The organism is Anabaena sp. 4-3 (genome assembly GCF_001597745.1).
Lineage (GTDB): Bacteria > Cyanobacteriota > Cyanobacteriia > Cyanobacteriales > Nostocaceae > Trichormus.
In genome coordinates, this window is sequence record NZ_LUHJ01000029.1 from 49289 (window position 1) to 64254 (window position 14966).

Here is a 14966-nt window from a genome sequence, read left to right on the forward strand (position 1 = left end):
GGATGTAGTCGGTGCGGTGGATGAGTTTACTCCTCAAACTATCCAAGCTACTGGTCAAGCTAGACTCAATGTGGGTAATGGTACTATCACCGCCGCTAATATCCAACTAGCTAACGGTCGCTATCAAGCCCAAGTCCAAGCTAACAATGTGCCTGTACAACGTTTAGCAAATGTCCCGCCGCAGTTTCAAGGTAACTTAACCGGTCAATTAAATGTCGCCGGTGCGGTGGATGCTTTGAGTCTGCAAACTATCCAAGCTACTGGTCAAGCTAGGCTGAATGCGGCTAATGGTACTATCACCGCCGCTAATATCCAAATCGCTAACGGTCGCTATCAAGCCCAAGTCCAAGCTAACAATTTTCCTGTACAACGTTTAGCTGCTGTCCCGCCGCAGTTTCAAGGTAACTTAACCGGTCAATTAAATGTCGCCGGTGGGGTTAATTCTCTTAGTCCCCAAAGCATCCAAGCCAGTGGTCAAGCAAGTCTGAATTTGGCTGGCGGTAACGTCACACTTTCTAACATTCAACTGGCTAACGGTCGCTATCAAGCCCTAGTTGCTGCCTCTGGTGTGCAACTAAATCGTTTTAATCAACAGTTGCGGGGACAGTTGGGCGGAGAGTTGCAAGTTGCAGGGAATTTGGCATCGACGAGATTAGCTGATATCAAAGCGGCTGGTCAGGTGCAGTTATCCCAAGGACTACCGGGAATTGAACGACCTCTGACTGCTGCCCTGGCTTGGAATGGGGAGAGGTTGACAATTGCACAAGCTTCTGGTAAAGGTATAAATATAAGTGGGAATATCTTGGCTAATGCTACACAGCCGGGAATTCCACAGATTACCGCCTTAAATCTCAACGTCCAAGCCCAAGATTTCAACCTGCAACAGTTACCTGTGACTTTACCTAATCAGGTAGATGTGAAAGGCAGAGTAGATTTTGATGGGCGGATAACTGGCAAGTTACCGTTACCAAATATAGCCGGGCAGATGGCGTTAAAAGATTTAGTGGTGCAGGGTATTGCTTTTGAACCGTTGTTAACTGGTAGTGTGCAGTCAGGACAAGGGTTAAATTTAGATTTGCGAGGGGATAGCGATCGCATTGCCTTAAATTTGAATGCCAATAATCGCCCGGAATCCTTCCTAGTGCAACGTCAGCAAGCCCTTGCACAAGGTCAAGTCCGGGGGAATGACTGGACGGTGAAGGTAGCGAACTTCCCCTTACAAATTTTGAACTTGTCACCACCGCCAAATCTGCGTTTAGGTGCGGGGAAAGTTGCCGGATTGTTAACGGGGGATTTGCAATTTAATCAACGCACTTATGCCAGCACCGGAAATATTGCGATCGCCAATCCCACCATTGGACGCATTCAAGGCGACCAATTAACAGCACAGTTCCGCTACAATAACGGTACTGCCACCCTAGGCAGTGGTGGATTTATCAAAGGTAACAGTCGTTATACCCTAGCGGGAACCTTTGCTCAGACTCCTCAAGGCCCCCAAGTCAAAGGTAAACTCAACGTTAATCAAGGCAACATTCAAGATGTGCTAACCGTAGCGCAGATATTTGAACTCCAAGATTTGCAAGGCAATGCTGCCAAACCAAATTATGGAAACGCCGAGGATTTGATCACCTATCCCCAAGGTTTACCGAATCTTCCCTTACTTGACCAAATGAAGCGACTCGCGGAAATTGAGGCTTTACTAGCAGCAGAAGAACAACAGCGTAATGCTTCACCCATACCAGATTTAGCCAATTTACAGGGAACCTTTAGCGGAGAAGTAGCTGTAGATACCACCACCCCCCAAGGGCTAGCAGTACAATTCAACTTGGATGGTCAAAACTTTACTTGGGGTAAAGACACCCAACCAAATCGTTTTTATCAAGCCGACAGAATCATTGCAGAAGGTAGTTTTACTAATGGCGTTTTGCAGTTACGACCTTTACGGATTTCATTGCAAGATAGCCTTGTAGCTTTCGCCGGCAACATAGGCGGTGAAGACCAATCTGGACAGTTGCGTGTGAGTAATGTTCCTCTCCAGCTATTGAATAATTTTGTTAACCTTCCCATTGGTGTTACAGGTAATCTTAGCGGGACAGCAGCTTTAGCGGGTAGTATTGCCAACCCCCAAAGCAGAGGCGAATTGCAAATTACCAACGGTAGTCTCAACCAGAAGCCGATACAGTCAGCCAACGCCAGTTTTAGTTATGCTAATGGTCGCTTAAACTTTAATAGTACCGTAGCCGTAGCGGCACCGGAACCTGTCAACATTAACGGTAGTATACCTTATCAGTTGCCGTTTGCTAGCGTCGCTCCCGATAGCAACCAAATCAGTTTGGATGTGCAAGTTGAGAATGAAGGATTAGCACTGTTAAACCTATTAACTCAGCAAGTAACCTTTGAAGCAGGTAAAGGTAAAGTCAACTTAACTGTGGAAGGAACCACACAAAAACCCATCGTCAACGGTATCGCCACTGTCCAGGATGCTACTTTTTCGGCGCAAGCTTTACCAGAAGGAAAATTAAGAGATGTTACGGGTAGAGTACAGTTTGATTTTGACCGGATATTAGTAGAAAATGTGCAAGGTAAATTTAGCCGAGGACAAGTAACAGCCAGTGGAGAAATTCCCATCTTTAACAACGACCTGACAATTAACAATCCTCTGACAGTTAACCTTGATCAATTAGCGTTGAAACTCAAGGGATTGTATCAAGGCGGCGCGAGTGGGAATTTATTAATTACAGGTTCAGCTTTAAATCCAGCCGTGGGTGGTAAGGTGAGTTTGTATGATGGTCAAGTATTGCTGGCAGAATCTACCAATAACGATTCCACATTAACGAGTGATGTCAATATATCATTGCCAACACAGAACAAACAAAATAAACAGGTTGTCAGTGATGAGAGTGCGATCGCTCGGTTTAATGACTTAGAATTAGAATTAGGTAAAAACGTCGAAATTACCCGACCACCTATTTTAAGCTTCCGCGCTACAGGTGATCTCACCGTTAACGGTACATTTGCCGATCCCATCCCCGTGGGAATTATCCGCTTAAGAGATGGCGGCGTGAATTTGTTCACCACCCAGTTTAAACTAGCTCGTGGTGCGGAACAAACCGCCACCTTTAGAGCCAGTCAACCCCGTGACCCTGATTTAGATGTCCAGCTATTTGCTAAAGTTTTAGATGTAGTCCAAAACAGCAACTTTAGCGATAGCCGACTCACTCCTACAGGTTTAGCAGCATTAGAGAATGTGCGAGTTGAAGCAATTGTTAATGGCCCTGCTAGCAGACTCAACGAAAGTTTAGAATTAAGAAGTTCTCCATCCCGCAGTGAAACCGAAATTGTCGCCTTATTAGGTGGTGGATTTGTTGATACCCAAGGACGTGCTGATAGTACCCTAGGTTTAATTAATATCGCAGGTTCAGCCGTCTTGAATAACTTTCAGTCTGCATTTAGTCAGATTGGCGGTGCTTTCGGTTTGAGTGAATTAAGGATATTTCCCACTGTCATTTCTGATAATCCCGAAGCCGGTAAAAGCACTTCTAGCATTGAATTAGCAGCAGAAGCAGGAGTTGATATTTCCAACAAGTTTTCTCTTTCCGCTATCAAGATTTTAACAGCGAGTGACCCCTTCCAGTGGGGGATTAATTATCGTATTAACGATAAATTCCGCGTCCGTGCTTCGACTAATTTAGAAGACGATAGTCGCGCTGTGTTTGAGTTTCAAACACGGTTTTGATTTGGGGAATGGAGAAAGCGGAGGAAGCAGGGGAGCAGCACTTATTAGGGTGCGTCAGATGTTGAAAATCTGTGATTTTTGACCCAATTATCGCTGCTGACGCACCCTACACGAGACTTTGATTATGACACTTGCGTAAGTCCTATTTATCAATAATTGCTATGAGAGTGTAAGGACTGAAGTCCTTACTACAAACTGATTTTTGCGGCACTAATTGCGATTAATCTGAATTAACTCAGTTAAAATGCTATCTAAACTCCCATTAACTTGGATTTTTTCAATTTTCTCCGCAATTCTTTCTAATACCTCCAATTCTTTCAACCGCAACGCTACAGGGTTATCTTCCATCACCTTGGCAGTATTCAACATACTGCGAGTAGCTGCTGTTTCTTCCCGGCGACGCACTACGTTTGCTTGGGCGGCTTTTTCCGCTTCTACAACTTTGCTTAAGATGGTTCTAATTTCACCAGGGAGAATGATATCTTTCACCCCAACGGAATCTACTTCTATGCCATAGTCGGCAGTTTTCTGTCTGATGTATTCAAAAATACTCTGGTCTATCGCGCCTTTATCCTCCAACAAAGCATCTAAGGTTCTTTCACCGACAGCACCACGCAAAGCAAACTGTAATTCTTTGTATAGGTAGCCAGTGATATCCGCTAACCCATTCTTAGCTTTGAGAGGATCAAGAATACGGAAACCAGCCGTTAAGTTTAACCGCAATGGGACTTTATCTTGAGACAGGATATCTTGTCCTGAGACTTCTAGAGTTTGCTGACGCAAGTCAAAAACTGGTGTTTGGATAGCACATCCAAACAACCACCAAGCGTGTTTTCCTGGTTGCAGTTGGGTTTGAAATTCTTGATTAATGTATAGTAAGCCAATGTACTGGGTGGGTACTTCGCAAATATGCAAAAAACGGCAACTCAAAGCTGAAGTCTCTGGTAAACCGGAGACTAACTCTGCAACTAAGCGAGATGGTAATTTAGCCTCAGTGCTGATGTCAATGACTTCCACAGCCACACCCCGCCAAAATAGCTGACGACTGCATGGCGGTAAAATCGAGATGACTTTACCTTGATAGCGCGCGATCGCTACCTGTTGATTTTGTAATTGTACAATCTCACAGTACGCCGCCACAAACTCAGGATGTCGCTCAATCAGTACATCTTCCAAGGGAAAATCAGGATTAGGGATAATTCGGCTGAGAGTTCTCACAGAAACATCTCTATTAACCGCCCAGAAAGCATATTCCCCCGGTTCTAAGGGACGCACAAAATTATTCTGTACATACAGCAACCCAATTTCATACTCAGAAATTTGGAAAGTCTTGATACCATTCAAAATCATTCCCCGAATTTGCTGCACAAATTCAGTCGGTATTTCCCAACTTTCATCTAAGTTGAAAACATGAGCTTCCACCTCAATAAAACCACGCCAAAAAGCCACTAATTTATTTGGTGCAACACTTACCCAATTTTGACCACAGCGCACTAAAGCCGCTTGATTAAAAGCAGTACGTACTACTAACAGATATTTCTGTAAATCTGCACTGTGATTTTTCAGCAACAATTCTAAGTTTTCAATCTTAGCTTCTGGTTGATTCAAGTCATAAGATTTTACTTGCCAATGTCTACCAAAATAACTGTAAGTCCCTGGCGGCAAAATTTGTTTAAAATCACTGCGATGGTATAGAATACCGATTTCATTAGGCTTAATGTAAAACGTTTTCCACATAAAATTTATCATTTGTTTGTAGTGAGGACTTCAGTCCTCCCCAAGAGAAGTGAATAGCCTTTTCATCATTATATACTACATATACTACATGATATTTTAAAACTCTGCAAATGTAGGAGATTACAGTATAAAATTTATCATTTGTTTGTAGTGAGGACTTCAGTCCTCCCCAAGAGAAGTGAATAGCCTTTTCATCATTATATACTACATATACTACATGATATTTTAAAACTCTGCAAATGTAGGTGTTTACAGTTCAGTTGCGGGCGAATTGCGTCTCCAAAACTGGATTAAGAGGAGTGCGATCGCCTCTAGAATACCCAAAGGACATCCAGAAACAAACAACACACCTCAGATAAGCCGTTCGATTTGCCATTTACATCTGGAAACCGAAGGGACATACTCAAGTGAGGGAGAAGACAACCGCGCTGGCTTCGTCACTGCTACCACTGGTAAGCCAGTAGTAAGCCTACATAGCAGAGTTATTACTAAAGTTACATTGGCTACCATGAAAGGGTAGTGTCCTTAAACCCGGACAGGGTTGGTGGAAAGTACAGGAATCGAACCTGTTACAAATCGATCCTCAGTCGATCGCTCTACCAATTGAGCTAACTCCCCGGTGTTATCCAACACCGATTCAGTAGTCACAGATAGCTTTGCGGAATACGCTCAATCCAGAGGTTGGCGCACCAGTTGGGTGTATAGAACCCACACTATAGCGATGCTGTATTACTACTTGTTACTTAATGTAGCACAAGAAAATTTAAAGCGGTAGTCCTCAGAACAATTAAACTAGACTATCTCCCCCTGGTTGACTAATAACTAAACGTAAAACTGATAGGGCTAAAATTATCAAAAACAGCACTAAACCAATAGTACAAGCATAGGTAATTTCCAAATTACTAAATGCTTGCTCATAGAGATAATAAACAATAGTTTTGGAACTATTAAGCGGCCCTCCTTGAGTCATGATATAAACTTCTTCAAATACCTTAGTGGCAGAAATCGCCGAAATTACAGCGACTAATGCTAAATAAGGCTTCATTAAAGGTACAGTTATATCCCAATGTTTGCGAATACCATCAGAGCCATCAATAGCGGCGGCTTCATACACATCAGCCGGAATTGATTGCAACCCAGCTAAATAAATCACCATATAATAACCGAGTCCTTTCCAGATAGTAACAGCCATGACACTGGCTAAAGAAATCGGCACAATTCCCAAAAGTTTCGCGGAACTGGTAAGCCAGGGAATACCATCTGGAAACAAACCCAGCATTTTTAAAAGCTGATTTAATAAACCGTTTTCTGCATACAACCACCGCCAAGCTATCCCCGCGACTACCATAGAAATCACCACTGGCGTATAGTATGCGGCTCTAAACCAAGTAATTCCTCGTAATTTTTGATTAACTAAAATTGCTAACCCTAAAGGAACAATGACTAAAATTGGTACGACACCGACAAGATAAAGAAAGGTGTTTTCTAAAGTTTTCCAAAAAACCGCATCTTGCCACAACCGTAGAAAGTTTTTCATCCCTATCCATTGCGGTGGTAAGCTAAGGTCTTCGTAGCTGGTAAAACTGAGATAAAATGCTTGAATTGCCGGCCAAAATACGGTTAAGCCGAGAAGTGTTAAGGCTGGGAGTAAAAATAGATAAGGTGTGAGTTTTTGTTTAATTATTATCCAATCTTTAACTGTTAATTGTTTCATAAACATATTTTTATTCCCTAACCAGCTAATTAATATTACTTGACAAATGATTGATCAAGTACACATCAAATTGTAGGGTACGTTAGCAAAGAGGATGACACGAGATAATTTATACAACGAAAACCTGGAAATTCTGATGTAATACAAGCAAATCAAATTTAAAACGATGTAATTATTTTTACTACAAAAATTCTTTCAGTTCGGAAGACTCCAGAGGCAGGGAAAGGTGAGAGAATGGGAAAGTCAGGAAATTAATATACATTTTGGTTAAGAGAAGATTATAAAAACTACCACTTTTGATTAAAATAAGATGAGAAAACATACTGACTTAAGCTTGTATAACTCCACTCTTTCAAAATCAGAATTGATAGGAGAGCCGTTGCATATTCCCAAAAGTCTTAAAATCGGTGACAGAGTTGTGATTCTCAGTCCAGCATACGTAGCGGGAAAGTTTGGCGTGATTTGTGGACGGGAAACACTCGCAGATGGTCGATCAAGCAACCGTTGGCTCATCCAAGTAGAGACGGACAATATAGTGGTGTCGTTAAACTTGCAGGAATTTCAAGTTATTAGTCAGTAGTCATTAGTCATTGGTAAAAGTTTTTCTCCCCTGCTCCCTCTGCTCCTCCGCTCCTCCGCTCCCTCCGCTCCCTCTGCTCCCCCTGCTTTCCCTAAACCTCTGTCAGTTTTGTGTAGAAATTTAAACAGCATTATGCTAGTCAAGATGTCAATGCGCGAGTATAAAAGAAAGACACAAGTAAAACTTTGTACTGTAGATTGACAGAAAACTAACATGGCAAATCGCTCGTCGCGCAAGCTAACGCCAAACTCTTCTGGCGATAATCAGCCTACTGTTGGTGTTGTTAAGGGTGTTTCTTCTCGGCCTGCATCCCCAGAAAAAAAAGGGAGTAAGCTGTCTTCAATTATAGCGATCGCCATTTTACTCACTGGTGCTGGGTTAGTTCTCTCTTTTAGTTGGGTGGGTGTGATGTTAATTTTCAACCCCCAAGAGGTGGTTTGGCTCAATAGTTTTTTACCAGAGTGGGCGAAAATTGACCTAAATCACAGCGAACACCCGCAAACTCTCCAGCAAATTCGGGATAGTTTGACTAATCAACAGCAAATCATCGGCGAAATTATAGCTTTAGATGATGAAAAAAATTCTTTTTTACTCCCTGTGTTGCGTCAACGTCCTAACTGTCAATCTGATTGTCAAGAAGTTGTAGAACTCAGGGTCTATCATTTAGAAGATTTATCCTACAAAGCCCAGCCTGAAAAATTCTATCGTTTAACTGAGCAACTACCGATAACTGGACTAGAAGAATCTTTTGTGCTTGCTCCCCTAGCTGATAGTACATCAGAAAATCAAGAATTTACTGACCTGTTACCTTTGACTGAAATACAACGCTATGAAGGTAAAACCCCTGGTAAGGGTGTTTGGTTTTATTTACAGGGTAAGCGTCAACAAGGAACTCATGCGATCGCCTACGGTTATATTGTCTACTACAATCCAGACCGGGCTAACCTACAACAAATGCTATCTTGGACGAGTCCTAACGGTCAATTACCCAAATGGCAGCAGGTAACTGGTGGTGGTGAGCAAGAGTTAATCGTTGATCAAACTGTAGGTTTAGAACCACAGTTACAGGTGTATCAAGTCAAAACTGTGAAGTTATACCTCAAACCCCTGCAACTAGAACAAATTACCCTCAAAACATCAGCCATCAAAGATTATGCTTATCAAAATGCTCTGATAATTGCCCGCAGTGGTTTGTGGACACCTGCTTATGAATGGTTACAATTTATCAAAAAACAGCGCAAAGGTGTTTTACCAGCCACAGCACAAGCACAACTTGATTTGATTCGGTTACACGCTCAACTCAGTAAAACCCAAGCTGATAAAACTTGGGCAAGTCCAGGTCAACAAGTGCTAGCAGATTTAATTGATGGACGTTGGCAAAAAGCTTTACAGGTGTTTGAAGCTTCACCCCAAAACGCTCAAGAAATTGCTAACCTGTTAAAAGCTGACAAAGGTCGGCTTTGGAATCGTGTAGTAGCTGCACTCAAAGTTAACCCCTATAGACCAGAAGTTCAAGCTTGGGGTGCGCTGATTTTAGCAGTTCAACAGGGAGAAGACCGCGCTAATTCTTGGTTACAAGAGCAACGTAGCATCCAAAGAGCAACGATTACTAATATTCAAGATTTATTTAAACAACTCAACCCCAGAGTCACCGCGAGTCAAACGGAATAGGGACTGGGTGTATATGTAGAGACGTTGTATGCAACGTCTCTACATATCGATGTCAATAGTTGTGATTTTGCAAAATCAAAATACTTTTACCACTGATGTACATTTTGCGGAATAAGTGGTAAAATGATATACAATTTTCAGAAAATATTGATAATTTGATGTAGCGATCGCCTGAATGTTTAACCAGCATTGCCTAATGTTGCTGAGTTGAAATCAGTGCTTGACTTAATGTACAGTCGCAATCAGATAGGCGATCGCTCTAAATTTGGGTTATTGTTCTTCAGTAGTTGCTAAACGTTGTTCTTTCAGGTTTTGCAATTGTGCTAACAGAGAGTCTACCTCAGCTTGTAAGGTCATCAATTTGACTTGTTGAGCGTCTTGATAACAAGTCTTAGCTAGTTCGCGTACTCGGATAGTTTGGGAGTCGCGTTCAGAAACAGTAGATAATACAGTGGTCATCGCTAATTTAATTCTACAACTCAACTCACACCTTTGGTAAATTTTATAATAAAGCAACTTTAAGCTTTGTTAAATGATTGTATCGTTTCAATCATTTAGTTTAATAGGTTACGGTGTGTATCATAAGTGAAGACGATTTAATTATCTTTGTTCCAGAAAGATAAAACATTCGGTCTGCGATGATTGAGCCAAAGTTTTGACAGCCTAATAGCAGGTTGGGAATGAGACATTGAGGGAGCAGGGAAGATGAGGAGATGAGGAGATGAGGAGATGAGGAGATGAGGAGATGGGGGAGATGATATTTTCCCAGTCCCCAGTCCCCAGTCCCCAATCCCCAATCCCCAGTCCCCAGTCCCCAATCCCCAGTCCCTATAAATAAATTCCAAATTATCGGTAAAATATTTGTACAACAAGAGATAATATCTGGAGTCAGAAACCCCCAGCCCTAAAGGGCGGGGCTTGAAAAAGCCCGAATCTGACCAGACTAAGTTCTTAACTGAACTACGTTAGAGGCAAGAGTTAAAGACCTACCAAGGAATCCGTAGCTAGTTCCTTGCTCTAGAACCGGACGATTAAACAGGCTTAAAGGGGTTAAACCAGTGTCGTTTGGATAGTTACCGACCTCTAACATTGTCTAAGCTAACATTACCCCGCAAGGGAGGCTCTTTGGAGCAAAACATTATGCGTACAGGGTTGTAAAGTTTGAAGCGGTAACTGTCCCGTTGAAAGTACAAAACAAAAGTACACCGAATGCAACAACCCCCGTATAATGTGACGGCGATGAAAATCGCCTGCGCCTTACCCCCATGTCTAAAGCCAGGGGCTTCCACGGCGCGAGAACTTTGGTGAAAAATCTCGAAATGGGGAAATGAAGCAGCAAAACAGACTTCGTGACCCTAAAAAAGACTCAAATCCTCCGTACTATTTCAATTAAGTTTAAAATCCCGTGACTGTAAGCTTGTCTGTTGCTCAATCTCATCGCCAACCCTGGCCCGGACTCATTGAAGCCTATCGTGAGTATTTACCTGTCAGCGAAACTACGCCCGTTGTCACCTTATTAGAAGGTAATACTCCTTTGATTCCGGTGCCAGCGATCGCAGAACGCATCGGTAGACAAGTCCGTGTATTTGTCAAATACGATGGTCTTAACCCCACTGGTAGCTTCAAAGACCGGGGAATGACTATGGCAATTACCAAAGCCAAGGAAGCCGGAGCGAAGGCGGTAATTTGCGCGAGTACAGGCAACACATCCGCCGCCGCCGCCGCCTATGCTCGCCGTGGCGGAATGAAGGCTTTTGTGTTGATTCCCGATGGTTATGTGGCGGTGGGTAAGTTAGCGCAAGCCTTACTCTACGGTGCAGAAGTCTTAGCAATTAAAGGGAATTTTGACCGCGCTCTCGAAATTGTCCGGGAAATGGCGGAACATTACCCCATCACTTTAGTAAATTCTGTCAATCCCTACCGTTTAGAAGGACAAAAAACCGGAGCGTTTGAAATTGTTGATGCTTTGGGGAATGCTCCAGACTGGCTGTGTATCCCGGTGGGGAATGCGGGGAATATCACAGCATACTGGATGGGCTTTTGTCAATATCATCAAACAGGAAAATGCGATCGCCTACCTCAGATGATGGGATTCCAAGCCGCAGGTGCAGCCCCATTAGTCAACGGTCAACCAGTAACCCATCCTGAAACCATAGCCACAGCCATCCGCATAGGCAAACCCGCCAGTTGGGACAAAGCGATCGCTGCCCAATCAGCCAGTCAAGGACAATTTAACGCCGTCACCGACGAAGAAATTCTGGACGCTTACCGACTGCTAGCGTCATCAGAGGGTATTTTCTGCGAACCCGCCAGTGCGGCATCCGTCGCGGGGTTGTTAAAGGTAAAAGACCAAGTACCCACAGGCGCAACAGTAGTATGTGTCCTCACAGGTAACGGTTTAAAAGACCCCGACACAGCCATTAAACACAGCCAAGCCCAATTTAAACAAGGCATCGCCGCCGAATTAGGTGATGTTGCTAAGGCGATGGGTTTTTAGGACTGGGGACTGGGGACTGGGGACTGGGGATTGGGGACTGTGAAATAATTTCTACCTTGTCTACCTTGTCTCCCCATACTCCCCCTGCCTCCCTGCTTCCCCTGCCCCCCTGCCTTCCTCACTCCCCACTCCCCCCCGTTCCCCCGCGTGCCTTTGCTAGACTGTCGATAGCATCACCTAAAGCGGTGGTGAGATTTTTACGGGTTTGGGTGTGGTTGTCTTGCTCGGTTTTCAAGGCGTTCAGCAAGCGATCGCGCTCTTGAATGACTGCAATCAGCTTGGCTTTTAAATCTTCTACCGTCTTGATTTGGGCGACTTCCTGGCGAATGGTGGCGACAGTAGTAGCATTAGGCAGTGTTGAACCGTCAATACCTTTGAGTTTCTGAATTTCTGTCTTCAAGGATGCGATCGTTTGCCGAGACAAATCAGCATCAGTACGGCGTTGTTCTGCCTCAGTGTTATAGAGTTTACGCCATTTCTCCGCATTTTCCCAGGCAGCATCGCACTGTTGTTGTTTTTCCGCTAACTGCTGTTTGAGTGATTCGATTTCCGCCAACCATTGTTGTGTGATGTGCTTGCCAATTTCAATACTTTCAGCCATTTTTACACCTGATGATATTACTGTTTTACTTATGTATAATTTATATCAGCAAAAATATATACATAATTATGCTTGAGATTTAATTTATATAACCCACTAATCACCATAAAAGTGCATGATTTTCCATAACAACACTCTGCTTTTTTCAAAAAAAGTCCAGTTTCTTATATTTAGGAAGTAATTACGGACAGATTATAACCTTGACAATATGTATTTATGTATACTATAGTTAGCAATCTCATAATTAATTAAACTAATAAAAACTTGCTGATCATGAATAAGCCTATAAATTCACCATTCCGCTATGCCGGAGGTAAATTTTATGCTCGTAACTTAATACTGAGACATATTACGCCTCATTCATACTATGCTGAACCTTTTGCTGGTGGAGGTTCGATTTTCTTCGCCAAACAAAAAGTTATGAATAATTGGCTAAATGATATTGATGATCAACTCATAAATACATATTTAACTATTAGAGACAACCCAGAAGAGCTAATTAATTATTTAGATGGTGAACAAGCAACTAAAGAGAGACATTATTTTTATAAAAATGAATTTAACCCCCAAAATAATCTAGAAGCAGCAGCCAGATGGTTTTATTTAAATCGAACCTCTTACTCAGGAATTATGAAGCTGCAAAACTGCTATTGGGGATATGGTGAGAAATATAGTATGCGTCCAGAAAACTGGCCTAGAAATATCCGCAGAACTTCAGAAAAACTGCAAGATGTGAAAATTACTTGCTGGGATTTTGAACAGGTGATAGAAACAGTACCCGATCATGCTTTTCTATTTATTGACCCTCCTTATTTCAATGCTGACCAAGATAAGTTTTATGCTCACTCTTTTTCAAAAGATGATCACTACCGATTATGTAAAATACTCCAAAAGCATCAACATAGAATTTACTTTTTATTAACTTATGATAATACTCCTGAAGTTAGAGAATTGTATGAGTGGGCGGTAGAAATGCACGATAAAGAATGGAACTACACAATAAACAGGACGGATGACCAAAAAAAAGGCCAGAAAAAAGAGCATAACTTTAAAGGTGAACGTTATAAAGGAAAAGAAGTCTTTATATTAAATTATGACTCTACTGCCAACCTTTTCCATGAGCCAAAGCAATTAGTTATAGGCTTTTAAATTCTTTCTAAAAGATTTTCAAAAAATTCACGCGCTTTATCTAGTTCTACCCAACCATTTATAGGAGAAGGAATCATATCATTTGATAATTCTTCTATATTCCCGAAATTAATAATTGGATAGTTAGGAATAAAGCCACAATTATACTTATCTAAGCAAGCTTTTTTACCACATATCACTCCGCTAGTCGGGGAGACAGTAATATCTAAGGAACAAGCTAAATAAACTTTATTGTATACAAATTCTTGCAAAAACTCTTCATCACTGGCGACAGGCTTGAGTTTATTTATAAATTGTATTCCTTGTTCAGTAGGCTCAAATTTATACATTAAGTTGCCATCACTATCTTCCAATGTCTGATAAAAAGCATTACCTATAGATGTAGCCACTACATCAAAACTTGTGACACGATATTGGTCACTATGAGCAAGAAACATTTGCGGACTTACACCCAGCTTTTTCGCCATTACATTGACTTTTTCAGGTGTTTTAGTAGTTCGTGAACGCATACATTTAACTTTAATTAAATAATCGCCCTTTTTATGAGAGCCAGTTTTAGAAGTTTTGGCAACACTAAACATCCCTTTACCAGCCAATTTACACTCAACTGATATAATTTTTTTTGTGCTATTGTGCATCACCATAATATCAATGTCATGATTTCCGGTTTGGGCATTAATCACAGGTTTAGTTACAGTCCAATCTTGAGCAGGTAATATTTGTCTTAACTTAGAATACATAGAAAACTCAAATGCTTTCCCACGAATCATGGGAGCTACTTTTAAGTCAGTGACTATTTTGTATAAGTCACTGGTTGATATATTTAATGAGCGACAGTATTGACGAATTTCATTAATCCATCGTTCTTCTTCATTCCAACTCATTGTTAACCAATTCCTTTTATCAAACTCTCAATAGTAATTTCTAGAGCCTGAGCAATTTTCTCAATGTTGATGAGAGTAATGTTTTTTTCGGCTCTTTCAATCATGCCTATATATGTTCTGTGCAGTCCTGCTTTTTCAGCTAAACCTTCCTGAGAAAGACCTTGCTTTAATCTTTCATCTCTAACTCTTTGACCAAATTTTTTGAGGATTTCAGCTTTCATAAAGCTTTGCTAAGGACATGACTAAATATAGTAATAATTTGCTGCATACTAAAGTTCTACATACTATAGTTAGCATTAAGTATCAAGCTGTTAACAATGGATACCATTATCATGTCAAATCTAACTATGTAATTTGGTGGAAGTTGAAATTTTTCCCGTTTTATATTTTCTAAGAC

The 14966-nt window shown here is 41.7% G+C and carries 13 protein-coding genes and 1 tRNA gene; 7 read left to right on the forward strand and 7 right to left on the reverse strand.

The window, feature by feature from the left end; translation table 11 throughout:
• The coding region (locus tag A3775_RS25010; protein WP_231866975.1) for a translocation/assembly module TamB domain-containing protein at positions 1–3736 on the forward strand (3736 nt) is incomplete at its 5' end.
• Positions 3737–3946: 210 nt separating this feature from the next.
• Here the strand turns inward: A3775_RS25010 and A3775_RS08970 are convergent.
• A complete protein-coding gene (locus tag A3775_RS08970) occupies positions 3947–5473 on the reverse strand; it encodes a slipin family protein (protein ID WP_066424604.1) in 1527 nt (508 codons plus the stop codon).
• A 271-nt stretch (positions 5474–5744) separates the two neighbouring features.
• Here A3775_RS08970 and A3775_RS24095 point away from each other — a divergent pair, with 271 nt between their 5' ends.
• A complete protein-coding gene (locus tag A3775_RS24095) occupies positions 5745–5993 on the forward strand; it encodes a hypothetical protein (protein WP_156481583.1) in 249 nt (82 codons plus the stop codon).
• 22 nt (positions 5994–6015) lie between these two features.
• On the opposite strand, the gene A3775_RS08975 is transcribed toward A3775_RS24095, so the two are convergent.
• Positions 6016–6091 (reverse strand) — tRNA-Leu (locus A3775_RS08975).
• 1 nt (position 6092) lies between these two features.
• Between A3775_RS08975 and A3775_RS24100 the strand changes: the two genes are divergently transcribed.
• Entirely contained in the window at positions 6093–6248 is a 156-nt protein-coding gene (locus A3775_RS24100) for a hypothetical protein (protein ID WP_156481584.1), read from the forward strand.
• A gap of 12 nt (positions 6249–6260) precedes the next feature.
• On the opposite strand, the gene A3775_RS08980 is transcribed toward A3775_RS24100, so the two are convergent.
• Positions 6261–7187 (reverse strand): carbohydrate ABC transporter permease, encoded by a 927-nt coding sequence (locus A3775_RS08980; protein ID WP_066382396.1) that lies wholly within the window; start codon positions 7185–7187, stop codon positions 6261–6263.
• A 310-nt stretch (positions 7188–7497) separates the two neighbouring features.
• Here A3775_RS08980 and A3775_RS08985 point away from each other — a divergent pair, with 310 nt between their 5' ends.
• Both A3775_RS08985 and A3775_RS08990 read left to right on the forward strand, forming a co-directional pair.
• The gene (locus A3775_RS08985) at positions 7498–7767 is read left to right on the forward strand and encodes a hypothetical protein (RefSeq protein ID WP_339373719.1); all 270 of its coding nucleotides are present in this window, start codon (positions 7498–7500) and stop codon (positions 7765–7767) included.
• Positions 7768–7980: 213 nt separating this feature from the next.
• Positions 7981–9438 carry a hypothetical protein gene (locus tag A3775_RS08990; RefSeq protein WP_066424606.1) on the forward strand — a complete coding sequence of 486 codons (1458 nt, stop codon included), beginning with the start codon at positions 7981–7983 and terminating at the stop codon, positions 9436–9438.
• Between the two features lie 270 nt (positions 9439–9708).
• On the opposite strand, the gene A3775_RS08995 is transcribed toward A3775_RS08990, so the two are convergent.
• Positions 9709–9897 (reverse strand): hypothetical protein, encoded by a 189-nt coding sequence (locus tag A3775_RS08995; RefSeq protein WP_066382280.1) that lies wholly within the window; start codon positions 9895–9897, stop codon positions 9709–9711.
• Between the two features lie 946 nt (positions 9898–10843).
• Between A3775_RS08995 and thrC the strand changes: the two genes are divergently transcribed.
• Positions 10844–11935: a threonine synthase gene (gene thrC / locus A3775_RS09000; RefSeq protein ID WP_066382278.1), complete on the forward strand. Its 1092-nt coding sequence runs from the start codon at positions 10844–10846 to the stop codon at positions 11933–11935.
• Between the two features lie 118 nt (positions 11936–12053).
• Here the strand turns inward: thrC and A3775_RS09005 are convergent, their stop codons facing one another.
• A complete protein-coding gene (locus tag A3775_RS09005; protein WP_197480116.1) occupies positions 12054–12536 on the reverse strand; it encodes a hypothetical protein in 483 nt (160 codons plus the stop codon).
• Between the two features lie 273 nt (positions 12537–12809).
• On the opposite strand from A3775_RS09005, the gene A3775_RS09010 reads away from it, so the two are divergent.
• On the forward strand, positions 12810–13685 hold the full coding sequence (locus A3775_RS09010; protein WP_066382275.1) for a DNA adenine methylase: 876 nt from the start codon (positions 12810–12812) through the stop codon (positions 13683–13685).
• On the opposite strand, the gene A3775_RS09015 is transcribed toward A3775_RS09010, so the two are convergent.
• Both A3775_RS09015 and A3775_RS09020 read right to left on the reverse strand, forming a co-directional pair.
• Positions 13682–14569, reverse strand: a complete 888-nt coding sequence (locus A3775_RS09015) for a hypothetical protein (protein ID WP_066424611.1) — start codon at positions 14567–14569, stop codon at positions 13682–13684. The genes A3775_RS09010 and A3775_RS09015 overlap by 4 nt on opposite strands.
• A 2-nt stretch (positions 14570–14571) precedes the next feature.
• On the reverse strand, positions 14572–14790 hold the full coding sequence (locus tag A3775_RS09020; protein WP_066382269.1) for a helix-turn-helix domain-containing protein: 219 nt from the start codon (positions 14788–14790) through the stop codon (positions 14572–14574).
• Between the last annotated feature and the right edge of the window lie 176 nt (positions 14791–14966).